This window comes from Tenacibaculum sp. Bg11-29, assembly GCF_002836595.1.
GTDB lineage: Bacteria > Bacteroidota > Bacteroidia > Flavobacteriales > Flavobacteriaceae > Polaribacter.
In genome coordinates this window covers 2,085,602-2,109,546 of record NZ_PJBB01000003.1, presented here as the reverse complement: position 1 = coordinate 2,109,546, position 23,945 = coordinate 2,085,602, and the positions used below count along the sequence as shown (strand labels likewise).

General features: G+C 30.5%; 24 protein-coding genes and 1 pseudogene. 9 read left to right on the top strand and 16 right to left on the bottom strand.

The window, feature by feature from the left end:
- Window positions 1-94: 94 nt before the first annotated feature.
- From CXF68_RS09670 to kynU, 11 genes are all read right to left on the bottom strand, one after another.
- Window positions 95-625 (bottom strand): 3-hydroxyanthranilate 3,4-dioxygenase, encoded by a 531-nt coding sequence (locus CXF68_RS09670; protein WP_101044147.1) that lies wholly within the window; start codon window positions 623-625, stop codon window positions 95-97.
- Between the two features lie 27 nt (window positions 626-652).
- Window positions 653-1,429 (bottom strand): SDR family oxidoreductase, encoded by a 777-nt coding sequence (locus CXF68_RS09665; protein WP_101044146.1) that lies wholly within the window; start codon window positions 1,427-1,429, stop codon window positions 653-655.
- Between the two features lie 10 nt (window positions 1,430-1,439).
- Complete coding sequence (locus tag CXF68_RS09660; protein ID WP_101044145.1) at window positions 1,440-1,997, bottom strand: cysteine hydrolase family protein; 558 nt, start codon at window positions 1,995-1,997, stop codon at window positions 1,440-1,442.
- Between the two features lie 12 nt (window positions 1,998-2,009).
- The gene (locus CXF68_RS09655) at window positions 2,010-2,225 is read right to left on the bottom strand and encodes a DUF6500 family protein (protein WP_101044144.1); all 216 of its coding nucleotides are present in this window, start codon (window positions 2,223-2,225) and stop codon (window positions 2,010-2,012) included.
- Entirely contained in the window at window positions 2,218-3,660 is a 1,443-nt protein-coding gene (locus tag CXF68_RS09650; RefSeq protein ID WP_101047448.1) for an aldehyde dehydrogenase, read from the bottom strand. Before CXF68_RS09650 ends, CXF68_RS09655 begins: the two co-directional genes overlap by 8 nt.
- Before the next feature lie 5 nt (window positions 3,661-3,665).
- A complete protein-coding gene (locus tag CXF68_RS09645) occupies window positions 3,666-4,298 on the bottom strand; it encodes a DUF4240 domain-containing protein (RefSeq protein WP_101044143.1) in 633 nt (210 codons plus the stop codon).
- Window position 4,299: 1 nt separating this feature from the next.
- The gene (locus CXF68_RS09640; RefSeq protein ID WP_101044142.1) at window positions 4,300-4,701 is read right to left on the bottom strand and encodes a RidA family protein; all 402 of its coding nucleotides are present in this window, start codon (window positions 4,699-4,701) and stop codon (window positions 4,300-4,302) included.
- Window positions 4,702-4,757: 56 nt separating this feature from the next.
- Window positions 4,758-5,327: a transposase gene (locus CXF68_RS09635; RefSeq protein ID WP_101044141.1), complete on the bottom strand. Its 570-nt coding sequence runs from the start codon at window positions 5,325-5,327 to the stop codon at window positions 4,758-4,760.
- Between the two features lie 27 nt (window positions 5,328-5,354).
- Window positions 5,355-5,888, bottom strand: a complete 534-nt coding sequence (locus CXF68_RS09630) for a DUF1697 domain-containing protein (protein ID WP_101044140.1) — start codon at window positions 5,886-5,888, stop codon at window positions 5,355-5,357.
- Window positions 5,889-5,940: 52 nt separating this feature from the next.
- On the bottom strand, window positions 5,941-7,350 hold the full coding sequence (locus CXF68_RS09625; protein ID WP_101044139.1) for an NAD(P)/FAD-dependent oxidoreductase: 1,410 nt from the start codon (window positions 7,348-7,350) through the stop codon (window positions 5,941-5,943).
- 81 nt (window positions 7,351-7,431) lie between these two features.
- Window positions 7,432-8,691 carry a kynureninase gene (kynU, locus tag CXF68_RS09620; RefSeq protein WP_101044138.1) on the bottom strand — a complete coding sequence of 420 codons (1,260 nt, stop codon included), beginning with the start codon at window positions 8,689-8,691 and terminating at the stop codon, window positions 7,432-7,434.
- 150 nt (window positions 8,692-8,841) lie between these two features.
- On the opposite strand from kynU, the gene CXF68_RS09615 reads away from it, so the two are divergent.
- Complete coding sequence (locus tag CXF68_RS09615) at window positions 8,842-9,618, top strand: IclR family transcriptional regulator (protein WP_101044137.1); 777 nt, start codon at window positions 8,842-8,844, stop codon at window positions 9,616-9,618.
- Between the two features lie 52 nt (window positions 9,619-9,670).
- On the opposite strand, the gene serA is transcribed toward CXF68_RS09615, so the two are convergent.
- Window positions 9,671-11,563, bottom strand: coding sequence for a phosphoglycerate dehydrogenase (gene serA / locus CXF68_RS09610; RefSeq protein ID WP_101047446.1), 1,893 nt, complete (start codon window positions 11,561-11,563; stop codon window positions 9,671-9,673).
- A gap of 198 nt (window positions 11,564-11,761) precedes the next feature.
- Window positions 11,762-12,577 (bottom strand): hypothetical protein, encoded by an 816-nt coding sequence (locus CXF68_RS09605; protein ID WP_101047444.1) that lies wholly within the window; start codon window positions 12,575-12,577, stop codon window positions 11,762-11,764.
- Window positions 12,578-12,710: 133 nt separating this feature from the next.
- Between CXF68_RS09605 and gcvP the strand changes: the two genes are divergently transcribed.
- Window positions 12,711-15,566, top strand: a complete 2,856-nt coding sequence (gcvP, locus tag CXF68_RS09600) for an aminomethyl-transferring glycine dehydrogenase (RefSeq protein ID WP_101044136.1) — start codon at window positions 12,711-12,713, stop codon at window positions 15,564-15,566.
- 88 nt (window positions 15,567-15,654) lie between these two features.
- Here gcvP and CXF68_RS09595 read toward each other — a convergent pair whose 3' ends face one another.
- A complete protein-coding gene (locus CXF68_RS09595) occupies window positions 15,655-16,437 on the bottom strand; it encodes a DUF2541 family protein (RefSeq protein ID WP_101044135.1) in 783 nt (260 codons plus the stop codon).
- A gap of 392 nt (window positions 16,438-16,829) precedes the next feature.
- Between CXF68_RS09595 and CXF68_RS09590 the strand changes: the two are divergent.
- Both CXF68_RS09590 and CXF68_RS09585 read left to right on the top strand, forming a co-directional pair.
- Window positions 16,830-17,045, top strand: a pseudogene (locus CXF68_RS09590) (hypothetical protein); the annotation flags it as partial.
- A 124-nt stretch (window positions 17,046-17,169) separates the two neighbouring features.
- The gene (locus tag CXF68_RS09585; protein WP_101044134.1) at window positions 17,170-17,595 is read left to right on the top strand and encodes a hypothetical protein; all 426 of its coding nucleotides are present in this window, start codon (window positions 17,170-17,172) and stop codon (window positions 17,593-17,595) included.
- A gap of 265 nt (window positions 17,596-17,860) precedes the next feature.
- Here CXF68_RS09585 and CXF68_RS09580 read toward each other — a convergent pair whose 3' ends face one another.
- A complete protein-coding gene (locus tag CXF68_RS09580; protein WP_101044133.1) occupies window positions 17,861-18,223 on the bottom strand; it encodes a hypothetical protein in 363 nt (120 codons plus the stop codon).
- A 59-nt stretch (window positions 18,224-18,282) separates the two neighbouring features.
- Between CXF68_RS09580 and xerA the strand changes: the two genes are divergently transcribed.
- The 3 genes from xerA (at window position 18,283) to CXF68_RS09565 (ending at window position 20,658) form a co-directional block, all read left to right on the top strand.
- Window positions 18,283-19,413, top strand: coding sequence for a site-specific tyrosine recombinase/integron integrase (xerA, locus tag CXF68_RS09575; protein ID WP_232771634.1), 1,131 nt, complete (start codon window positions 18,283-18,285; stop codon window positions 19,411-19,413).
- 18 nt (window positions 19,414-19,431) lie between these two features.
- Window positions 19,432-20,007, top strand: coding sequence for a hypothetical protein (locus CXF68_RS09570; protein ID WP_101044132.1), 576 nt, complete (start codon window positions 19,432-19,434; stop codon window positions 20,005-20,007).
- Between the two features lie 255 nt (window positions 20,008-20,262).
- A complete protein-coding gene (locus CXF68_RS09565; protein WP_101044131.1) occupies window positions 20,263-20,658 on the top strand; it encodes a hypothetical protein in 396 nt (131 codons plus the stop codon).
- Window positions 20,659-20,798: 140 nt separating this feature from the next.
- On the opposite strand, the gene CXF68_RS09560 is transcribed toward CXF68_RS09565, so the two are convergent.
- Window positions 20,799-21,767: an IS110 family transposase gene (locus tag CXF68_RS09560; RefSeq protein WP_101044130.1), complete on the bottom strand. Its 969-nt coding sequence runs from the start codon at window positions 21,765-21,767 to the stop codon at window positions 20,799-20,801.
- Window positions 21,768-22,312: 545 nt separating this feature from the next.
- Here CXF68_RS09560 and CXF68_RS09555 point away from each other — a divergent pair.
- Together CXF68_RS09555 and CXF68_RS09550 are read left to right on the top strand one after the other, a co-directional pair.
- Window positions 22,313-22,660, top strand: coding sequence for a hypothetical protein (locus tag CXF68_RS09555; protein ID WP_157821899.1), 348 nt, complete (start codon window positions 22,313-22,315; stop codon window positions 22,658-22,660).
- Window positions 22,661-22,892: 232 nt separating this feature from the next.
- Window positions 22,893-23,657 (top strand): SDR family oxidoreductase, encoded by a 765-nt coding sequence (locus tag CXF68_RS09550; RefSeq protein ID WP_101044128.1) that lies wholly within the window; start codon window positions 22,893-22,895, stop codon window positions 23,655-23,657.
- The last annotated feature ends 288 nt before the right edge of the window (window positions 23,658-23,945 follow it).

Below are 23,945 nucleotides of genomic sequence, written 5' to 3'. Positions count from 1 at the left end.
TTTATTAGAGATTACTTCGTCATTCTTCCTCGTAATGACGTTAATTTTTTAAACTGCTAATGCTAGATTAACAGCTATATAGTAAAGACAATGCTTATTTAATTTTCTTAGGCGCTTGCATTACAGTTCCGCAATTAGAGCAAGTACATTTTTTAGTATCAGAATAATAGGTATCAAAAATAATAGGCATATCGGTTACAATATTGTCTAATGCAAATTCTTCTCTATAAAGTTGAGTATTGCATTTTTCACAATACCATTCTAATGCATCTAACATTCCTTCATCACGTGGATATTCAATCACCAATCCAACCGTATTTTCTTTTCGCTGTGGAGAATGCGGTACTTTTCCTGGTAATAAATAAATATCTCCTTCATTAATTTCTACATCAATCATTTCTCCTTTAGCATCAATGATTTTTAAAATCATATCTCCCTCTACTTGATAAAAAAACTCGGGCGTTTCATTATAATGATAATCCTTTCTGTTATTTGGCCCACCAACAACCATTACAATATATTCGCCATTATCCCACACCTGTTTATTACCCACTGGTGGTTTTAATAAATGACGGTTTTCATCAATCCACTTCTTAAAATTTAAAGGCTGTACTAACTTGCTCATGATTGTTTGATTTTTGATTCTATATATCTACAAAGATTTTGTTCTTCCACCGTCAACAGGAACATTAACACCATTAATAAAGCTTGCACTTTCACTTGCTAAAAAAACCACTGCATTGGCAATCTCTTCTGGCTTTGCAAAACGTTTTGCTGGTGACGCGTTCATCATATTTGTTGAAACCTCATCAACAGACAGTCCTGTTTTTGCTGCTTTATTGTTTATAATTTCTTTTAACCTTTCTGTTCCTGTAGCTCCTGGCAACACATTATTTACCGTAATATTAAACTGACCTAGTTCATTTGCTAATGTTTTAGACCAACTTGCAACAGCTCCACGAATCGTATTAGAAACCCCAAGACCATCTAAAGGTTGTTTTACAGAAGTAGATATTACATTAATAACTCTACCAAAACCTGCTTCTTTCATAAACGGAACAACTGCTTGTACCAAAACATGGTTACATTTTAAATGCTGTGTAAAAGCGCTATCAAACTCAGCTAACTCAGCATTAAAAATAGGGCCTCCCGCAGGACCTCCCGTATTATTCACCAAAATATGAAAGTTTAATTTTGATGCTTCAATTCTTTCTTTTAATTCCTTCGGATTCGAAAAATCAGCAACTATATAACTATGATTTTGATTGTTATTTGGTAATGCTGCTAAAACTTTTTTAAGCTTTTCTTCATTACGAGCAATCAACGTTACATTTACACCTTCGGATGCTAAACCAAATGCTGATGCTTTTCCTATTCCTTGTGTACTACCGCAAACTAAGGCGTTTTTATTTTGTATATTTAAATTCATTTATTTCAATTTAGAACATTGATATTACTTCTTCTGTATTAATAACTGTAGCAAATTCTTTATGCAAATTTGCTAGTGTAGTTTGATGTATTATTTCGGCAGGAAAAACTTCACCATTAACTCCTACTCTATCGAAAGTTGCTGTTGCATCTGAAATTAAATACACATCATATCCATAATTACCTGCCATTCTAGTAGAAGTAGATACACAATGATTCGTTGTTAAACCTACAATAACTAGCTTTTTAATTTCTTGATTATCTAACCTTTCTTTTAAATCAGTGCCAATAAATGCACTATTAACATTCTTTTTTATAACAGGTTCTCCGTCTATCGGCTTTACTAAATCTTTTATTTCATACCCTTTATTTGATTCATGTAATTTAGAAGTAGGATCTTGAGAACTATGAACAATATGAAAAACTGGTTGTTTAAGAGCTCTCCAAATATCTAGTATTTTCTTACAGTTTTGTTCTGCTTTTTTATTATTTCTATTCCCTCCCCAATGCTCTTCTTCGTCAAATCCTTTTTGAATATCAATTAATATCAATCCTATATTATTTGTCATAACTTTATACCATTAACTATTTTCAATCATTGCTTTAATCTTTACTGCTTTTTCAAAATGATCTAACTGATGTGTTTCAATCCACCATTTTGCAACTTCCATTAAAAGCTTTGGATTGTCATTTTTATTCTTGAAAAATGCGTAGAAAGACAAACCTACATTATCTCCCTTTTTTGCAATTTTCTCGTTACAAACTTCAATAAATTTTTGTCGTATTTCTTTATTCATAATGTATACAAATGTTTTTAGGTTCGGTAAAAAAGCGCAATGCTTCAAAACCTCCTTCGCGTCCTACACCACTTTCTTTTTGTCCTCCAAACGGAGTTCTTAAATCTCGTAACAACCATGTATTTACCCAAACAATTCCTGCGTGAACTTGTTTTGATATTTGCATCGTTCTGTTTAGATTATTTGTCCAAAGTGTTGCAGATAATCCATACTTTACATCGTTTGCTAATGCTAACGCTTCTTCATCTGTTTTAAAAGGCATAATAGTAACAACTGGTCCAAAAATTTCTTCTTGATTCAATCGACATTTATTATCCGTTACTTCAATTATTGTAGGTTGTAAATAATATCCGTTTTCACTGTCGGTGACAGTCACAGTTTCGCCTCCAAAAAGAATCTTACCTCCTTCTTGTTCAGTAATATCAATATATGATTTTACTTTTTCTAAATGCTGTTTAGATACCAAGGCTCCAATATTTGTATCGTTACTTGCCGGATTCCCAACTTTTAATTGAGATACTTTTTGAACGAAATCTTTTTTGAATTTTTCATAGATTTTCTCTTCCACAAAAATTCTACTTCCGCATAAACAAATCTGACCTTGATTTGCAAACGACGATCTAACTGTGGTTGCTAACATTTTATCGTAATCGCAATCTGCAAAAATTAAATTCGGATTCTTCCCTCCCAACTCTAGAGATAACTTCTTAAACATTGGCGCTGCTACTCGTGCAATATGCGCTCCTGTTGTTGTTCCTCCTGTAAATGAAATTGCTTTAATATTCGGGTGTGCTACAATTGCTTGTCCTGTTGAACCTCCTAAACCGTGGACAATATTTAAGACTCCTTTTGGGAGACCAGCCTCATTACAGATTTCTCCTAATAAATAAGCTGTCATTGGTGTTACTTCACTTGGTTTTGCTACCACACAGTTTCCTGCTGCAATTGCCGGAGCAATTTTCCACGTAAATAAATACAGCGGTAAATTCCATGGAGAAATACAGCCTACCACACCAATTGGTTGACGCAAGGTGAAATTCATCGCATTTAAACCGACACTTTCATGCGCTTCTGATGAAAACTGGGTAATGGCATTTGCAAAAAACTGAAAATTACTTGCTGCCCTTGGAATGTCAATCTGTTTTGCTAAACTAATTGGCTTTCCGTTGTCTTTAGATTCTGCTTCTGCTAAAAAAGATAATTTCTCTTTTATTAATTCCGCAATCTTCGATAATATTTTACTTCTTTGGTCTAAGGTTGTTTCTGACCACTGCCTAAAGGCAGATTTGGCAGAATTATATGCAGCTTCAACATCTTCTTTTGATGAATTAGGAATTTGACCATATACTTCACCTATTGAAGGATTGTAATTATCAATGTAATTTCCATTTATTGGATTTACAAATTCGCCGTTTATGTAGTTTTTAATATGCATTTGATTTAATTCCATAATTTAGAGTAAAGATTTGGGCAAATCACTTTCATTGTTTCTGGTCTCTCTTCACTCCAATCAAATTTAAACTGAGGATAATTACCTTCACTTGTTTTAAATTTATTATAATCTATATAATCATATAGCTCTTTACCTGTTTTCTGTTTAAATGCATCTAGAGCAACATACCAAAAACTTTCAAATTCGTAAAAATCATTATTACCAACTTGAGATATTAAACTATCTGGATTTTCTTTTGCCTTATAAAAAACTTCTTTTCCTCTTGAAATAACCCAATTTCTAAAATACTCAAATCCATCATCTGAACAACCTCCATTCATTATGTACCCAGCACACCACATTTGAGAGTTATAAGTATCAAAAAGTAATTTGTCTGTTCTCAATCTAAACCCCACTATCTCTTTAGGTGATAATTTTAAAATCTCACTTATTAAGGTTTTCTCTTGACTCTCGGCTCTTTTAGAGTAATCAATAATTTTCCAAAATAAATTTTCATCTAACATTTCTGAAACTTTATCTAGTTTAGATATATCTACCATTTTTATGTTTTTTTTATTATTATTTTGCCCTAAACAAGAACTAAATAATGAAATTACAAATAACAATTTTATAGTATTCATTCTACTTCTTTTTATAAGCCGTTACTTTAATCTCCACCACTAAATCAGGGTGCGGTAATTGATGTACCGCTACTGTTGTACGTGTTGGCCCAGTTTCTTTTTCAAAAAAATCAGCATATGTTTTATTATAGCCTGCAAAATCATTCATATTTACTAAAAACGTAGAAACATCAACTACATCTTTTAAACTCGCTCCTACTGTTTGTAAATTTTTATCTATGTTTTGTAAAACCTCACGTGTTTGTGTTTCGATATTTAAATGCTTGGTTCCCATTTCGTCAATAATATCTACTCCTGCAATCGTATTATCTGCTCGTCGTGAACTTGTACCCGATACAAAAATAAAATCTCCTACAACTTTTACGTGTGGATATGCGCCTCTTGGTGTTACTTTTTTTTCCATATTACTTTACTTAGGAAACCTCATCGGTTTTAAAAACCTGTGAAGTCTATATTTAATTATTCTAAAACTAATGCCGTCAATTTTTCATCAAACTCCAATTTTTTGTAAGTTAAATGATATATAAAATTTTCTTTATTCTCAAACAGAAACAACACTTCTTCTCTTTTTAATAAAGTGCTTTTTTCTGAAATAAGACTTAAATATGATGAGTGTTTATAATCATTTAAGCTCGTTACAAATTGATGATAAATTGGATTTAAATTTATATAAATTATTAACTTTTTTAAATAGACTTCTTCTTCAACCTTAATTCTCTTAAATCGGTCTCTAAATAAACTACCACTTCTATTATACTTCTTATTTATTGATTTTGAGTATGAATTAAATAGGTTAGAAAATGATTTAGATACTTTTTTCTCTTCAGCTACTTCTTTTATCTGAACCAATAAATGAAAATGATTCTTTAATAAACAATACGATAAAACATTAGCTATAGGATTTACATACTTTTTGATTAATTTTAAGAAATAAATATAGTTAACATCTTCTATAAAGATATTTTCTCCATTATTTCCTTGATTGAAAATATGGTAATAATTATTTGATTGTAAAATTTCGTATTTCATCTATTTATTATGTAGACCTCACAGGTTTTAAAAACCTGTGAGGTCTTTCGCTAATTCTAATAACTTTAAAGTTGTTTTATAATTTCTTGTTGTTGCTACTAGGTTTAATTTTTTTTCTATTGTATTATTCGTCAATTTTGTTTTTCCGAAACCTGATGGACAATTTAAATAAACTACATCACCGACTATTTTATATTGATCTTCTTTAATTCCTTTTATTTCAATTTCAGTTTCACTTGTTGTTTTATCTAAAAAAGTAAAAGCAACTATTTTTTCATTCTCTATTGAAAAAGGATATTTTTCAATTATCGCTGTCCATTCTTGTGGTGTTCTTACTAGCACAGGAATATCATAACCGAATTTATCTGCAATTCCTTTATTTACTTTTTTACAAACCTCAACTTTCTTTTCATCTGAACTTAAAATAATATTACCACTCTGAATATAGGTTTCAACATTTTTAAAACCTAAATCATTTAATAATTCACGTAGCTCAGCCATCGGAAGTTTATTTTTTCCCGATACATTAATTCCACGTAATAAAACAATGTATGTTTTCATATTTATTTTTGATACCTCACAGGTTTTAAAAACCTGTGAGGTATTTTACACATTACATCCCTGCAATTTTATCTTCGTTTAAAATTTCGTTCGTTTCTTCTTGTACTTTTTTAAGTACTTCTTTTAAATCAGTAATTGCTTCTAAGTCATGATGTGTAACCATATTTAATAACGCTTTATCTTGCGCACGTCCTTTTTTCATTGCTTCTGCGTACGGAATATTTTCATTAAAAGTTACCATCGAGTATTTTGAAAAATATGCCGAAGGAAAATTCTCTTCTAAAGACATTTCTAACTTTCGCTTTTCTTTAAAAATCGGATTTGCAACATGATCTTTCATCTCATGAAAATTATCAATTGCTAAATCTGCAATAGCATCCGTGTCTTCTTTTCTTGCCTTCTCGTACCTTTTAAAAACTGTTTCCCAATCTTCTACTTCTCGACTGCGCTCGAAATGACTTAAAATTTCATCAAAAACAGTAACATCTTCAAACGAAGCATTCATTCCTTGTCCGTAAAACGGAACAATAGCGTGTGCTGCATCTCCCATTAAAATGGTTTTGTTTTGATAATGCCATGGCGAACATTTTACAGTACCTAATGCTCCTGTTGGGTTATTTAAAAACTCATCTTTAATACTCGGAATTAACGCTAAAGCATCCGGAAATTGTGTTTCAAAAAATGAAGTTATCTTTTCTTCAGATATTAAATTATTAAAGTTATATTCTCCTTCATCATAACTTAAAAACAAGGTTACGGTAAAGCTCCCATCCATATTTGGTAATGCTATTAACATATACTCGCCACGAGGCCAAATATGTAAATGCTCTTTACTTATTTGATGGTTTCCTAAGGCATCTGCAGGAATTTCTAGCTCTTTATAGCCGTGTGATAAATAATTTTGTGAGTAACTAAATAAGAATTTTCTTTCTAAGTAGTAACTTTTTCTCAATATCGAACCAGCGCCATCTGTTCCGAAAATTACATCCGCATTTATAGAAAACTCTTCTTTGGTTTTATAATCTTTAAAATGCGCAATGGTATTTTCTATGTCTATTGAACTACATTTCTTATTAAAATGAATGGTTACATTCTCATGTTTTTCAGCTTCGGTTAATAAAATACCGTTTAAATCGCCACGAGAAATTGAGTTTATGTATTCTCCTTCTCTTCCTGAGTAATTAGAGGCAAAAGTATTTCCTTTAATATCGTGAATTAAACGACCATACATCGGAATACATATTTCACGTGCTTTTTCTTCTACGCCACATAAACGTAAGGCTTTAAATCCACGGTCAGACAGTGCTAAGTTTATTGATCTTCCTGCTGAAATATCAGTAGTTCTTAAATCTGGTCTACTTTCATATACGGCAACTTTATATCCTCTTTGTGCTAATCGCAAAGCTAATAAGCTTCCACATAAACCAGCACCTATAATCAGTATGTTATTTTTTTTATTCATTTTATTCTAATATCTATTCGAGCGCAGTCGAGAACTAATAAATATCTCTCGACTGCACTCGAGGAGACATTTTACTTTTAATTATAACAATCCTTTTAAAACAGAAACCATTTTATACACATCTTCAAAACTAGTATACATTGGTACTGGTGCGCAACGAATAACATCTGGCTCTCGCCAATCGGTAATAATATTATTTTCTGTTAGTTTTTTATGTAAGTTTTTATCCGCATTTTTCACTTGAAGAGATAATTGACAACCTCTTTCTTTTGGATTTGATGGTGTTATAATCTTAATTGAATCCGAATCTATTTGGTTGATTAGATACTCAAAATAACCTGTTAGTTTTTCTGATTTTTCTCGTAAAGCTTCCATTCCTACCTCAGCAAACATATCTAATGATGCTTTAATTGCTGCCATAGATAATATTGGTGGGTTACTTAATTGCCAACCTTCTGCCCCTGCCATTACATCGAATGGTTGACGCATATTAAATCGTGTTTCTTTATTATGATTCCACCAACCAGAAAAACGTGGTAATTCTTTATTATGTGCATGCTTTTCGTGCACAAACAATCCTCCTAAACTACCTGGCCCTGAATTTAAATACTTATAAGTACACCAAGCTGCGAAATCTACTCCCGAATCGTGTAACTCTGGTGATATATTACCTGCTCCGTGCGCCAAATCAATCCCTACAAAACATTCTTTTGAATGTCCTATTTCTGCAATACGTTTTAAATCTAGATATTGACCCGTGTAATAATTAACACCTCCTATTAACAGCAACGCTATTTCATCTCCTTGTTCAGCAACAATCGTTTCTAAATCTTCAATATTTAATAATTCTTCTCCCGCTCTTGGCTTCCATTCAATCAACCCTTCTTCTACATCAAACCCATGAAATTTTAATTGAGATTGTACTGCATATCTATCTGAAGGAAAAGCATCTGATTCTATTACAATTTTATACTTCTTTTTTGTTGGTTGATAAAAAGAGACCATTAACAAATGCAAGTTGGTTGTTAAAGTATTCATCACCACAACTTCTAGTGGTTTTGCACCCACTATTTTTGCCATATTCTCTGTTAAAAACTCATGATAAGGCAACCAAGGTGTGTTTCCTTCAAAATGCCCCTCTACTCCATAATTAGCCCAATCATCTAATTCTTGTTGAATATATTTTTGAGTATTTTTAGGTTGCAACCCAAGCGAGTTCCCTGTAAAATACAACCACTCATTACCTTCTTTATCTTTAGGTATATGAAATTGATTGCGCAAATGCGCTAATTTATCTTCCTTATCTTGTTGTTGTGCGTAATCGAGTGTTGCTTTATACATACTTCTTTTTATTTCAAAAAACCTTTTCGCGGAAACACTAAAGATACTTGATTTAAAAGAAAATCAAAAAGACTAAAGCGTTTCACTTAATGAAACGGTGTTTTATAAATCTACACTTTTTTATTATATTAGCAAAAATTATTTTCGGAAATGATTATTGATAACAAAAATTTAAACCAATCAATCATAAAAGCTTTTACTGTTTTAGATGCTTTTACAAATGATAAAAAAGAATGGGGCGTTCGTGAATTAGCGAATAAAACAGGCTATAACAAAAGCACTACCTATAGATTATTAAGCACTTTGGTTTCATTAAATGTTATACATCAAAATGAAAATGATAAATATCGCCTAGGTAGTAAACTTTTTGAGTTAGGTAATCGTGTTTCATTATATCAATCTTTAATTACGGTTACCAATGAAACTATAAAAAATATCGCTTTAGAAATTCAAGAAACGGTGTTACTTAGCACTTTAAAAGAGCTGCAAGTTTTTCACATCAATAAAGCAGACAGCTTGCAAGGATTAAAAATTAGCACCTCAATTGGTTCTTACCAACCTACTCATGCAACTGCATCAGGAAAACTATTATTGGCTTTTTCTTCAATTGAGAATCAGAGCAATTATTTTAAGAATAGCTCTTTAATTACATTCACTAAAAAAACAATTACCAAAGCTTCGGAATTAAGAACAGCATTGCAAACTATAAAAAAACAAGGATATGCTTTAGATTTAGAAGAGTTTGAATTAGGATTGATTTGTATAGCCATCCCTATTTTTAACAAAAATAAAAATGCCATTGCTAGCATTAGTGCTTCAGGACCTTCTAGTCGATTTAAATTGGAAAATGTACATAACTACATTTCTATTTTACAAAAAGGAGCTACTTTGATTGAAAGGACTTTACAAGATTTTGATTCTTTATAAAAAAAAGCCTTATAAAATATTACAAGGCTTTTTTAAAATTAAAATTTACTTTTTAATACAATACTCTAAATTTAATAGTACCGTCTACTTTACGAAGTTTAGCAATTACTTCTTGGTTATATTCTTTATCAATATCAGTAATTACATATCCTACTTTAGAATCTGTAGATAAATATTGTCCTGTAATATTCAGTTCATATTTAGCCAATACCTTATTAATTTTGGCCATTACACCAGGAACATTTTTATGAATATGTAAAAATCGGTGTGCGTTTGTTTGACGTGGTAATCTTATATTTGGAAAATTAACGGCATCTACGGTGTTTCCTGAATTAATATATGCCATAATTTTACTCGGAACAAAATCAGCAATATCTCTTTGTGCTTCTTCAGTACTTCCACCAACATGCGGAGTTAAAATAACATTATCTAACCCTTTTAATTGCGTTATAAAATCACCATTTTTTCTTGGCTCTTCAGGATATACATCAACAGCTGTTCCTGCTAACTTACCAGATTTTAAGGCTTCAACTAAAGCTTCAATATCTACCACAAACCCTCTAGAAAGATTAACTAAATGCGCTCCGTCTTTCATTTGAGCTATTTCCTCTTTACCTATATAATTTTTGTTCGCTGCATTATCATCTATATGTAAAGTAACAACATCAGAAATATTCAACAATTCTTTTAAAGTATTAATTCTTGTTGCGTTTCCTAAAGCTAACTTATCTTCAACATCGTAATAATACACATCCATCCCTAAAGCTTCTGCCAAAACTGATAATTGCTTTCCGATGTTACCGTAACCTACAATACCTAATTTTTTACCACGAACCTCTCTTGACCCTTGTGCTGTTTTATTCCATTCACCATTGTGTAATTCTGTACTTCGCTGAAATACACTACGCATTAGCATAATAATTTCTCCAATTGCTAATTCAACTACAGAGCGCGTATTACTATAAGGTGCGTTAAAAACTACTACTCCGTTTTCTTTACAAGCATCTAAATCAATTTGCTTTGTACCGATACAAAATGCAGAAACAACCATTAATTTCTCAGCAGCTTCAATCACCTTTTGGGTAACTTGAGTTTTAGATCGAATACCTAAAACATGTACGTCTTTAATTTTTTCAATTAGCTCGTCTTCTGATAAACTTTTTGATACGGTTTCAACAGCAAAACCATCTGCTGTTAATTTTGTAAAAGCATCAGCATGTACATTTTCTAATAATAATATTTTAATTCTGTTCTTTGGGTATGAAATATTTCTTGGCAAATCGTTTAGGTATAAAAATTCATCTAAATTAGGCGTAATATGGTCAGCATTCGCAATTGTTTTCTCCCTGGACACATTTTCTGTATATGCAAAAAAGGTATCAGCAACACCTGCTTTTTTCGTTACAGCATCACTATAACCATCACCAATTACTTGTATTTCTCCTTCTAAATTTAAGTTCTGTAAACATTCTATTTTACCATTGTGTTTTGAGAGCGAGTTCTCTACATCAAAACCAATAATAACACCTTCGTTATCAAACTTAAAAGTATTTGCAAATACTCTTTCTGAAGGAATATTATACGCAGCAACTATTGGGTCTATAAACTCTTTGAACCCTGCTGAAATTACATAAATATCATCAGAAAAATTTTCAAAAAAATCTTTATTACTTTCTATAGAGCGTGAAACTTTCTGTTTTAATTCCTTAATTAATAAAGGTAAATCAGACTCTTTAGCTTTTAATAGTTTAATGCGTTTTTCTAAAGATTGAGGAAAGGATATTTCCCCATCTATTCCTTGATTTGTAATGTTTACAATCTCTTTAATAATTTCATCCTTTTTCGGATTCCCTGCTAAGGTGATTTCTGCTAAAACATCTAATGCTTCTACCTTTGTTAAGGTACTGTCGAAATCGAAAACGAAACTTCGTTTTACTAAATTCATATTAGCTTTAATATTTTGTGTTGTTGTTTTGTTAAGCTGACGAAAATACAACTGTTTTTATAAAAAACTTACTATAAATATTTTTCCTTACGAAATTTAAACAATTGCAAATCTGATACTTCTTATAACAACTAGACCGTAATCACCCCGAATAATTATTTTAAGAATCAACTATTCTACGAAACACAAAACTGCTACTTATGCTATTATTAATAATAAAACCCACCATATAATAGGCACAGATTCCACCAAAAATGAGCTGTAATATTTTGATTTTTCTTCTGAAGATTTCATTAATAAGATTAAGGTAATAGCCATAAATAGTAAAAACACTGTTATGAGCTCATGATTTGGTTTTATAGCAAATTCTAGTAGTAAACAAATAACTAACAACGAATAACCTAACTTTTTTGTTTTTTTAATTCCTATTTTTTTTGGAATTGTTTGTAGTAAAACCGCATCGTACTGTACATCTCTAATATCAAAAGGAAGTATTAAAACAACCACTAACAAAAAACGCTGTAAAGCTATTAGATACAATGAGTTTGTAAAAATTATTTCTGAATCTAAAGCTGGTAAAAACACTGTAATTCCAGCCCAAACAGTGGCTACAATTATAATTTTTAAATACCCAATACTTCTTAAATTTTTTTGAAACCCACTAAGAAAAGGAATTGCATATAAAAAAGTAAGCAGCCCTAAAGGGGCAAGAAATAATAATGTTTTTACACTTAACTTACTCATATAAAAGCACATTAAAAGAATACAAACTAAAGAGAAAATTTGAATTATTTTTAAATGTGTTGTTAAACTCCTATGGTACAGTTTTGCTACACCTGCATATTTTACAAAATTATAGGCTGTAACGGTTGCATAAAAAACAAAATAACCTAAAGATTCACTGCCTGTTAGCTCTAAATAAAACTCGGTTATTCTAACAAAAGAAAATACAGCTAATGCTACGTGAATACTAGCATTTATATAAAAATCAATTATTATTTTAAAGAGTTTCATTACACAAAAATAGTTTTTATGTTTATAACCTCTCCTTTTGGTTAATAAAATATCTGTTTTAAAGCAAAAATATACCATATAGAATGATACAATTTTATTATTTTTGAAGCACTTAAAAAAACAACAACAGACAATGAACACTAATTCATTTCAACTAAGACATATTGGTCCTCGTGAGAAAGACCATCAACAAATGTTTACTACTATTGGTGTAGATAGTTTAGACCAATTAATTTTTGAAACTGTTCCTGATGATATTCGTTTAGATTCAGCATTAGATTTAGCTCCTGCAATGAGTGAATATGAGTATTTAAATCATATTACCGAATTAGGTGCAAAAAACAGTGTTTTTAAAACTTATATTGGTTTAGGGTATCACGAGGCAATTGTGCCTAGTGTTATTCAAAGAAACATATTAGAAAACCCGGGATGGTATACAGCATATACACCATACCAGGCTGAAATTGCTCAAGGGCGTTTAGAAGCTTTATTAAATTACCAAACAATGGTTTGTGATTTAACTGGAATGGAGTTAGCTAATGCTTCTTTATTAGATGAAGGTACTGCTGCGGCTGAAGCAATGGCTTTATTATATGATGTTCGTGAGCGTGCTCAGAAAAAAGCAGGTGTAAATAAATTCTTTATTTCTGAAGATATTTTACCACAAACATTATCAATTTTACAAACTCGTGCTATTCCTATCGGAATTGAGTTAGTTATTGGAAACCATGAAAAATTTGATTTTTCTGAAGAGTTTTTTGGTGCTATCGTTCAATACCCAGGAAAACATGGTTTGGTTTATGACTATACTGAGTTTGTTGCTAATTGTAATGAAAAAAACATAAAAGTAGCTGTTGCTGCTGATATTTTATCATTAGTAAAATTAAAGGCTCCAGGTGAATTTGGTGCCGATGTAGTTGTAGGAACTACACAACGTTTCGGAATTCCGTTAGGTTATGGTGGGCCTCATGCTGGTTATTTTGCGACTAAAGAAGCTTACAAACGTAGTCTTCCTGGTCGTGTAATTGGTGTTACTAAAGATGTTGATGGCGGTCGTGCTTTACGTATGGCTTTACAAACTCGTGAGCAACACATTAAACGTGAAAAAGCAACTTCTAATATTTGTACTGCACAGGTTTTATTAGCTGTTATGGCAGGTATGTATGCTGTGTACCATGGTAAAGATGGTTTACAATATATTGCCGATAGGGTTCACACTGCAACAAATACGTTAGCTACTGCTTTAGAAACTTTAGGTTTCAAGCAAAAAAATGCTGCTTATTTTGATACTATATTAATTGAGGTTGAAGCTAAAAAATTACGTGTCGTTGCTGAGAAAAACGGAATTAACTTTAATTATATTGACGATAACCATGTTTCTATTTCAGTAAACGAAACTGTTAGCTTAAAAGAAATTAATGCTATTGTTGATTGTTTTGAACAAGCTTTTAATGTACAAGACATTACTGTTACCGAGTTTACAGCATCAGATGTAATTCCTGCAAACGCTAAAAGAAATACTTCTTTCTTAGATAACGAAATATTTAATACGTATCAATCAGAATCTGAAATGATGCGTTATATTAAAAAATTAGAGCGTAAAGATTTATCGTTAAATCATTCTATGATTTCTTTAGGTTCTTGTACTATGAAGCTAAATGCTGCTTCAGAGATGTTACCATTAAGTAATCCTCAATGGGGAAACATTCACCCTTTTGTACCTATTGATCAAGCTCAAGGATATCAAAAAGTTTTAACTAATTTAGAAAACCAACTAAACGTAATTACAGGTTTTGCGGGTACTTCTTTACAGCCAAATTCTGGTGCACAAGGAGAGTTTGCTGGTTTAATGGTTATTCGTGCTTATCATAAATCAAACGATGATGCTCACAGAAATATTTGTTTAATTCCTGCTTCTGCTCACGGAACAAATCCTGCTTCAGCAGTTATGGCTGGTATGAAGGTAGTTGTTACCAAAACAGATGAAAGAGGAAATATTGATGTTGAAGATTTACGTGCAAAGGCTGAAAAACATAAAGATAATTTAGCTGCTTTAATGGTAACGTATCCATCTACACACGGTGTTTACGAAAAAGCTATTAAAGAAATTACGCAAATTATTCATGATAATGGCGGTCAGGTTTATATGGACGGTGCGAACATGAATGCGCAAGTAGGTTTAACAAACCCTGCAACTATTGGTGCAGATGTTTGTCACTTAAACTTACACAAAACATTTGCGATTCCTCACGGTGGTGGTGGTCCTGGTGTTGGACCAATTTGTGTTGCTCCTCAACTAGTTCCTTTTTTACCAACCAATCCTTTAATAAAAACTGGTGGAGAGCATGCTATCACAGCTATTTCAGCAGCGCCTTGGGGTTCTGCTTTAGCTTGTTTAATTTCTTACGGTTACATAACAATGTTAGGTGCTAACGGATTAACAGACTCTACTAAGTTAGCTATTTTAAATGCTAACTATATTAAAGAGCGTTTAAATGGTCATTACGACACATTATATTCTGGTGAAATGAATCGTGCTGCGCATGAAATGATTTTAGATTGTCGTTCTTTTAAACAAAACGGAATTGAAGTTGTTGATATCGCTAAGCGTTTAATGGATTATGGTTTTCATGCACCTACAGTTTCTTTTCCTGTTGCTGGTACCATTATGGTAGAGCCTACAGAATCTGAAAATATTGCTGAGTTAGATCGTTTTTGTGATGCTATGATTTCTATTAGAAAGGAAATTGCTGAAGCAACTAAAGAGAACACCAACAATCCTTTAAAGAATGCACCGCATACACAAGGTATGTTAACTGCCGATGAATGGTCTTTACCATATACTCGTAAGCAAGCTGCTTTTCCTTTAGAGTATATTGCTGATAATAAATTTTGGCCTTCAGTACGTCGTGTTGATGATGCTTTTGGAGATCGTAATTTAATTTGTTCTTGTAATCCTATTGAAGATTATATAGATGATGAGGTTTAAAAAACTCTCTTTATAAAAACAAAAAACTCACCTATTTGGTGAGTTTTTTTGTTATGTACTAAAATTCTAATTTATTAGAAACATTTCTTTATTTACCTATAAGCGCAACAATAGGAGCTTTATTACTCCAACTTCCTTTTTTATACCAAAAAATAACTTTTTTAACAATTCTTTTATTTCCTTTAAGATCTATTGCTCTTGATTCCTGTCCTTTAGAAAAACGATTCTTTAACCAAACATCTTGTTTGCTACCGTCACCAAAATGTACAATCATTTTTTTCATTTCTAACGAAGAATTTCTTACTTTAATTTTAAGATGTGTAAACATACCTTTACTAGCAGTAACTCTTACTTCATCTCTATCTACACTTCCTTTTACTGTTGTAATACCTAACAACTTCCATTTTCCTACAAGCTTAGGTGGATTATTATTACTCGATTTATTTTGACCTATAAGCGCAACAATAGGAGCTTTATTGCTCCAGTTTCCTTTTTTATACAAAAAAACAACTTTTTTAATGAGTCGTTTATCCCCTTTCAAATCTATTTCTCTTGACTCCTGTCCTTTAGAAAAACGATTCTTTAACCAAACATCTTGCGTACTACCATTTCCAAAATAAACTACCATTTTCTTCATTTCTAAAGAAGCATTTCTCACCTTAATTTTAAGGTGTGTAAACATACCTTTACTACCAGTAATTTTTACTTCATCTCTATCTAAACTCCCTTTTACTGTTGTGATACCTAATAATATCCACTTATCATTTTTTTTAGAAGTATCTTCTGTAGAACTCGCTAAAAGAGAAAATGATTTACAAAATAAGAGAATTGTTACTAATATTATTGTCTTAAAAATCGTTTTGTTATTCATCATTTTATTTATTAAATTAATTTATTAAAAATCTATTAGTTCAATTCCTATCACACCAATAACACCTATATATCAAAGCATTACTTCTTATTCATGGTACAAACATACAGTAAGGGACTAATCTAAATTATTATTTATAAGTGAAGCGTCTAAATTGAGATGTGAAGTATTCTAAAATAATAGTCAACTAAAATTCCTATTGTTTAATAGTAAAATAAGGTGGTGAAAAAAATATTTTCAGAAATTAAACACCCTTAAATAACGACTAACTATTACACGTGATAACTTTTTAGGATATCCTGTTTCGAAAGATCTTGATTATTCCTCCTTAAATGAGCTTTTTCAATTTCCTACCAACAATTTAAATTACTGAAGCAGCTAAAGAGAACACCAACAATCCTTTAGAAAGTGCACCGCATACACAAGGTATGTTAACTGCCGATGAATGGTCTTTACCATACACTCGTAAGCAAGCTGTTTTTCCTTTAGAGTATATTGCTGATAATAAGTTTTGGTCTTCAGTACGTCGTGTTGATGATGCTTTTGGAGATCGTAATTTAATTTGTTCTTGTAATCCTATTGAAGATTATATAGATGATGAGGTTTAAAAAACACTCTTTATAAAATAAAAAGCTTACCTATTTGGTGAGTTTTTTGTTTTTATAATACTCTTACCTTCTTTTACCCCTATGCTGAATTAGAAATATTATATTTTTGTTAAAAAATTAAATGATGAAAAAAATAATATTAATTATTTGTTTTACAGTATATGGAATCTGTTTTTCTCAATATACAGATAGTTATCTTGATTTTACTAATGATTATATATTCTTAGATTCTTCTAAAGTAAATACAAAGTGGAAGAATGGAAAAATTAGAGAATTAAAAAACAATATGAAAATCAGTTATAAAAATAAACAATATGAATATTTGACTGGTGTGTTTTTAGAGTTTAATAAAAGAGGTAAAAAAAGAACAGAGTCACTATTTGATAAATATGGAAACTGTTTAAGTTATAAATTTCATGATTTAAATGGAATTGTTTCCCTAAAAAAAACTACTGAAAAAATTGACTACAATAAGAAAACAGCATTAGTTGAGATTATTATTCACGAGAAGCATTTTATGAAAAAAAAAAAAAGAAAACTACCTATATAAAGAAGGAAAAAAACTAAATGATAAAAAAATAGGAAAATGGTTGACTTATGATTTTTGTGGAAATATAATAAAAGAAAAAAAACACTCCAAATAACATAATCAGAACGCACTTTCATACTAAAAAGGCCTTTCTCTATTTCCTTAAACTACTACTTTTTAAAGAATTCTACAGTCTACAAGATCTTGAAATTTTGCTAAATTAGATCGCTTTTGTGATGCAATGATTTCTACTAGAAAAGAAATTTCTAAAGCAACCAACCTATAATTAAGTATTCATGTAGTCTTGCCAATGCACTAATACATACTTTTCTTTTTTGCTCATAAAACCATATTCATAGCAAAATAAATAAACATCTCCTTTACTATTCTTCCAATAATGTGTAAAGTACTTAGAGTCAAAATTTTTCTCAAAAAGTTCCTCTTTTCTTATAGTTGTAAAACCTGCTTTATTAAAGTACTTTAAAACCTTTCTATTATTTTTTAATTTATTATCTATTGTTTTGAATAAGCTATCCCCTTTTTCTTTATCATTTTCATAATGGTAAGACGATCTACAATATGACGAACAGTATTTTTTATCAATTCTTCCTTCTAATTCATTTTTACAATACAAACATTTCTTTTTCATAAACGTTTAAATCTACGTTTATATTTTTTTAACTGACGGCTTATTTTCATTTTTATGCCATGCAATCAGTTCCAAAACATATTACTTTAAAGCATTTGTTTATTAATAATTCTAAGATGATTGGCTTACAGTTTTCTCCAAATAAGGTTATTCATGCATTAATAAAAGAGTTACCTAAACCCAAATGGAGCACACATTATAACATGGTTTACTTAAAAAATTCAAAGGAAAATATTGATGCTATATTTAAAAAGTTTAAGGATCTTGTTTGGATACACGGTAGCTCTTTCTTTAAAGAGAAGCCTATAAGAAATAATACTTTACCAAATATTGACTGGTATAGAAATAGAGTTAAAAAGGAATCTTATAAATACGCTCCCGAAACCTACTTACAAAAACTAGAACTAAAAAGATACTCTTTAAATACTTGCAAAATTTATATTTCATTATTTGAAAAGTTTATGAATCAATTCTATGAAAAATCTATAAACGAGCTATCTGAAAGAGATATCCAAAATTACCTTCAATTACTAATACAGCAAAATAAATCGAATAGCTATGTTAATCAACCTATTAATTGTATTAAATTTTACTATGAGACTGTATTAGGTATGCCTAATAGATTTTACAGCATAGATAGACCAAGAAAAGAACATAAATTACCAAAAGTAATATCGAAAGAAGAAATTATTACCATTATAAATAATACAAACAATATAAAGCATCGCTGTATAATAAGTTTACTCTATTCTGCAGGGTTACGTAGAGGTGAAATACTTAATTTAAAAATAACAGATATAGACAGCAAGCGTATGCTAATACATATTAACAAAGCTAAAGGAAATAAAGACAGGTACTCTTTACTTTCTAATACTGTACTTAAAGAATTAAGAGAATATTATAAAGAATGGAAACCTAAAACATATTTATTTGAAGGCAAAATAGGTCAAAAGTATTCTGCTGAAAGTATAGCTAAAGTCCTAAAAAAAGCTAGTGAAAAAGCTGGCATACATAAAAAAGTAACTCCTCATATGTTACGCCATTCTTTTGCTACCCATCTTCTAGAAAATGGTACCAACCTGCGCTATATTCAAAATTTACTCGGACACAGTTCTAGTAAAACTACAGAAATTTATACACATGTTGCTTCTCACAACTTTAAATTAATTAAAAATCCCTTAGATTTGTAAAAAACATAATGGAAATATATGTACCAGTACATATATCCCGTTGTTGTAAAACATTTAATGAAAAACAATACTACATTATTAATAATCGGGTTTTTGATTCTGATTTCTTGCTCTGAAAAATCTGAATTTCTTGCTGACTGTAAATGTGAAAAAATAGATTTAAAGAATGGAATAGTCGTAAAAGGAACAGAAAATCGATATTCTATTGTTTTGCCTGACAGTAGCTGGAATCCCGAAATCACAAACATTGGATTAAGCGCTAGAACTTTTGACGACACTTCTTTTAAATATTTTGGCATAAATGAAATGGGTAAAGCAAAACCTTGGATGAGTTTAGAAGAACAACAAAAAGATGTTGAAAGCAAGTACGATGTGATTGAATCTGGAGTTTCGGATTTACTTCAAAAAAAAGCAATATGGAATCTTGTAGAAGAAAAATTTGACACAATTCCAATTATTGGTTTGTATGTGACAGTAGAGCATCCGACAGATGATGTTTTCTATACTGTCAACCTTGCGGTATCAAAAAATAAATATGGGAAAAAAGAATTATGCGAACTTGAAAGTGTAATTAAGTCGTTTAAAATGAACTAAAAAAAACGTTTTACAACAATGTATATAAAAAATAGCGCGAGTCGTTGCTAACACAAAGGTTCGGGCATTTTTGGAAAGTCGCCAAATTTTTAAATTTGACAAATTCCCAAAAACAAAATAATTAGTAAAATTTAAAAATTAGGCTTGTGTTTTATTCGAAAATTATCGCTTTTTTCAGCGCTACTTTTCATATACACAACCGTTGTGCGTCATTTAAAAACCGACTCAAAAACTAATAACAATTATGATTTATAAATGAATCTGGAAAAAGAAAAATTGAAAAATAAGTTTATTAATTCACTTCAATCAATATTGGAAAAAATTGATTTGGAATCAATTGACAACATTTTAGATTCTAGAGATTCTGATTTATTTTCTACTCAATGGACAAAAGCGTGGAATAAACTCGACACTCAAAAGATAAATTTAGAAACTGAACGAGAGGAAATTTTTAAATTGATTTTTAGGAAAACTGAATCGGATGATTTATCTGCATATATTACAGAGGATTTTGAATTGATTGCTAATTATTTGAAGTTGGAAGAAAATAATTGGGTTACAAGTTTATGCAACTCTTATTTTAATGAAAAAATACCTGAAGGAAAAACTAAATCTTCTAATAAAACTTTAATCGAATTAATAAACGAATAGATTGAATAAAAAACGAACGCACAACAAAGAACTGAGGTGAAAAACAAATCTTTTCTTCATTAAATTTATACAATATTATTCTAGGCTCAAAATGCTATTACTTGGTATTTTGAGTTTTTATTTTTTTAGATAAACACTACTTATTTTGACAAAACGGAAACATACTTTTCATTATAAGGCAAACCAGATTTTGCAATAGCAAAACTTTGTTTGATTAACTTATTTGAAACGGCTATTAAAGCTAGCTTTTTACTCTTTCCTTTGTTTACAATACGCTCATAAATATCTCTACATGCTTTATTATGCTTACATGCATTAAAGGAGCATAAAAACAAGAGATTCCGTAATTTTCGATTACCTACTTTACTTATCCTACTTCGTCCTCTTACACTACTTCCTGATTCTCGTATTGTTGGAGTTATACCAACATAACTACAGAGTTCTTTTGAGTTTTCAAACTTGGTAAAACCATCGGTTATTACAATCATAAATAAGGCCGTTTTAAGTCCTATCCCTGGAATACTTGTCAATAAAGTTAATTGTACTTGCTGTTCTTGTTTTACTAATGATAATAGCTTTTTTTCTATCCCTAAAATCTCTTTATCTAAATACTTTTTTATTCGTTTTAAACTACGATATACATATTTAGAAGGAATATCTAAAACTTCCTCACCATGGATTTTATTCTTTGTCGCTGTACGTTTCTTGATACAACTATCCATCAATCTAAACAATTGCAAACATTCACTTTGAACATTTGTAAGTGCTGTATATAAAGGCACTTCATTTATTTGTCCATATTCACAAATGGCTTTAGCATCACTTTTATCTGTTTTTATTTTAGCTAATTTCATTTGAATAAATCGCTTTACCGATAAAGGATTTACTACTGAAACAATAATGTTTTGTTTGTATAAAAACTGAGCTAATCGATAATGATAATACCCTGTTGCTTCCATTACAACTAATGATTCTTTAGGAAGGCTTTTTAGAAAGGACTTAAAACCAGATGCATTATTTTTAAATTGATCATGGCCACTTTTACTTCCATGAACATCAAATACGTCTTTGCTAATGTCAACTCCAAAAATTTCCTTATATTTATTCATAAGAACTGATTTATGAAAGAATAAGCTACTTGACTCACAACAACTTGAAATCGAGATCTAGGTCTCACAGAACTGAACGTGATTTTTAGTAGAAAAGAGAGCCAATTACCAATGTTGTCGAAGTCTAATGCTTCACCGTATAAATTAACCTTAATTCTCTCTTTTATTCTTTCTGATTTATATCTCTTAAATTTAACCTTTTTATTAAATTGCTAACTTAAGATGTATATAAAAAATAGAGCAAATCATTGACAACACAAAGGTTTGGGTATTTTTGGAAAGTCGCCAAATTTTTAAATTTGACGATTTCCAATAAAAAGATAAACAGGAAAATTTAAAAATTAGGCTTCTTTGATGAAAAGAACCTCAGAAAAAAACAACAATCAACAAGGTTAGAAAATAATTTAGTGTAAACACTAATCTTTAACTTGTGTAAACTATGTCCCTTAACGAACATTGCAATGAGGACGAAAAAATCAAAAAGATATACTGAGCAAATTGATCGAGAAATTGAGAAAGCAGTTTCAGTATTCTCAGAGCATCTTATGTCCAATTCGAAGTGGGTTCGACTTATAGATAGACTTGTAGAAAATGTTGCTAAAATTCAAAAAATTGAATTCAAGAAAGTCCAAAAAGACCAAATCGGTGAATTATACTTAGAAGAAGACACAACCTATGGATTTGACTATTGGAAAAACGGATTCGAAGGACATAATTCTCTTGGAGGTTGGTTAACTTTTAAAGAAATTGAATATCTTATTTTCCCAAGGATTGTAAACTCTGAAAATGAAAGTTCACAGGATCTTAATGAAATAAAAAACCTAATCAATAGTGCTGGTCAATTCTTTCTTGAAATTGATGAGAATAAAATAAAACTCATCTGTTATAAATAAAAAACTGTGGGTAACAAAACCTATAAATAATACGGGTTTTGGTGTTTAAAATCTAAAGTTTGGGTATATTTATAATCAAAGCCAAACCTTTTAATTTGGCTTTTTTAAAATGACAAACTAAAAACAAAACAAAAAGCTTATGGCTTGTGACGATACGAAAATCTGCGGATTTTCTGCCCCGAACTATTCATAGCTAAACGTTGGCAACCATTAGAAAGTACGAATATATTATATGAATAGAAAAATTGCTATAGTAACAGGAGTAAGTCGATTAGAAGGGATTGGACGAGCAATTTGCTGTGAATTGGCAAAAAGAAAATTTGACATATTCTTTACTTATTGGACGGAATATGACAATCAGATGCCTTGGAAAGTAAATGAAAGTGAACCCGAAATAATTCAGAAAGAAATCAGAGAATTTGGCGTAAAATGTGAAAAACATGAATTAGATCTATCAAGCGAAAATGCAATCGAAATTTTATTTAGAGAAGTAAAAAATAAATTAGGTTCCCCAATAATTTTGGTGAATAATGCGACTTATAGCACTCAAACAACGATTGACAATTTGACAGCGGGAGAATTAGATAAACATTATGATATTAATCTAAAAGCGACAACTTTATTGACCATTGAATTTATTAAACAATTTGATTTTAACAAAAATGGTAGGATTATAAATTTAACATCAGGACAATCTCTTGGTCAAATGCCAAACGAAATAGCATATGCGATTACAAAAGGAGCAGTTGAAACTTTGACTTATACATTATCCCAAGAAATTGCACCAAAAGGAATTACGATTAATGCAGTTAATCCAGGTCCAAATGATACAGGTTGGATGGATACGAAAATGAAAAAAGAATTACTAAATCAATTTCCAATGAATAGAATTGGAAAACCAAAGGATACAGCAAAATTAATTGGTTTTTTAGCAAGTGAAGATGCTGAATGGATTACAGGACAAATTATTCATTCAGAAGGTGGATTTAAAAGGTAAAACGGGTGCCAACAATGGCTATAATTAATACGGGTTTTGGTGCTTAACCCAAAGTTTAGAGCTTTAAACTAAGTCCGCCAAATCTTTTGATTTGGCTTTAAAAATGAAAAGATAAAACAAAATAAAATAAAAAATTTTGGCTAAGTGCTTAATCGGAAATTAATTATTTTTAATTCCCGTACTAACCATAGCCAAGACGTCAGACTGTCTAAAAACTTAAAATAACCCCTCAGAGAATCCTGTATTTGTTTTTTTTAAAGATAGCCCTCCGAATATTAAAGTTACAAA

Excerpts from the sequence above, each read along its gene's own strand:
- CXF68_RS09580 (WP_101044133.1), bottom strand. The coding sequence starts at position 18,223 with ATGAAAAAGAAATGTTTGTATTGTAAAAATGAATTAGAAGGAAGAATT.
- xerA (WP_232771634.1), top strand. The coding sequence starts at position 18,283 with ATGCAATCAGTTCCAAAACATATTACTTTAAAGCATTTGTTTATTAAT.
- CXF68_RS09560 (WP_101044130.1), bottom strand. The coding sequence starts at position 21,767 with ATGAATAAATATAAGGAAATTTTTGGAGTTGACATTAGCAAAGACGTA.
- serA (WP_101047446.1), bottom strand. The coding sequence starts at position 11,563 with ATGAATTTAGTAAAACGAAGTTTCGTTTTCGATTTCGACAGTACCTTA.
- gcvP (WP_101044136.1), top strand. The coding sequence starts at position 12,711 with ATGAACACTAATTCATTTCAACTAAGACATATTGGTCCTCGTGAGAAA.
- CXF68_RS09565 (WP_101044131.1), top strand. The coding sequence starts at position 20,263 with ATGAATCTGGAAAAAGAAAAATTGAAAAATAAGTTTATTAATTCACTT.
- CXF68_RS09660 (WP_101044145.1), bottom strand. The coding sequence starts at position 1,997 with ATGACAAATAATATAGGATTGATATTAATTGATATTCAAAAAGGATTT.
- kynU (WP_101044138.1), bottom strand. The coding sequence starts at position 8,691 with ATGTATAAAGCAACACTCGATTACGCACAACAACAAGATAAGGAAGAT.
- CXF68_RS09645 (WP_101044143.1), bottom strand. The coding sequence starts at position 4,298 with ATGAATACTATAAAATTGTTATTTGTAATTTCATTATTTAGTTCTTGT.
- CXF68_RS09655 (WP_101044144.1), bottom strand. The coding sequence starts at position 2,225 with ATGAATAAAGAAATACGACAAAAATTTATTGAAGTTTGTAACGAGAAA.
- CXF68_RS09625 (WP_101044139.1), bottom strand. The coding sequence starts at position 7,350 with ATGAATAAAAAAAATAACATACTGATTATAGGTGCTGGTTTATGTGGA.
- CXF68_RS09635 (WP_101044141.1), bottom strand. The coding sequence starts at position 5,327 with ATGAAATACGAAATTTTACAATCAAATAATTATTACCATATTTTCAAT.
- CXF68_RS09630 (WP_101044140.1), bottom strand. The coding sequence starts at position 5,888 with ATGAAAACATACATTGTTTTATTACGTGGAATTAATGTATCGGGAAAA.
- CXF68_RS09670 (WP_101044147.1), bottom strand. The coding sequence starts at position 625 with ATGAGCAAGTTAGTACAGCCTTTAAATTTTAAGAAGTGGATTGATGAA.
- CXF68_RS09615 (WP_101044137.1), top strand. The coding sequence starts at position 8,842 with ATGATTATTGATAACAAAAATTTAAACCAATCAATCATAAAAGCTTTT.
- CXF68_RS09595 (WP_101044135.1), bottom strand. The coding sequence starts at position 16,437 with ATGAATAACAAAACGATTTTTAAGACAATAATATTAGTAACAATTCTC.
- CXF68_RS09605 (WP_101047444.1), bottom strand. The coding sequence starts at position 12,577 with ATGAAACTCTTTAAAATAATAATTGATTTTTATATAAATGCTAGTATT.
- CXF68_RS09555 (WP_157821899.1), top strand. The coding sequence starts at position 22,313 with ATGTCCAATTCGAAGTGGGTTCGACTTATAGATAGACTTGTAGAAAAT.
- CXF68_RS09550 (WP_101044128.1), top strand. The coding sequence starts at position 22,893 with ATGAATAGAAAAATTGCTATAGTAACAGGAGTAAGTCGATTAGAAGGG.
- CXF68_RS09585 (WP_101044134.1), top strand. The coding sequence starts at position 17,170 with ATGAAAAAAATAATATTAATTATTTGTTTTACAGTATATGGAATCTGT.
- CXF68_RS09640 (WP_101044142.1), bottom strand. The coding sequence starts at position 4,701 with ATGGAAAAAAAAGTAACACCAAGAGGCGCATATCCACACGTAAAAGTT.
- CXF68_RS09665 (WP_101044146.1), bottom strand. The coding sequence starts at position 1,429 with ATGAATTTAAATATACAAAATAAAAACGCCTTAGTTTGCGGTAGTACA.
- CXF68_RS09570 (WP_101044132.1), top strand. The coding sequence starts at position 19,432 with ATGTACCAGTACATATATCCCGTTGTTGTAAAACATTTAATGAAAAAC.
- CXF68_RS09650 (WP_101047448.1), bottom strand. The coding sequence starts at position 3,660 with ATGCATATTAAAAACTACATAAACGGCGAATTTGTAAATCCAATAAAT.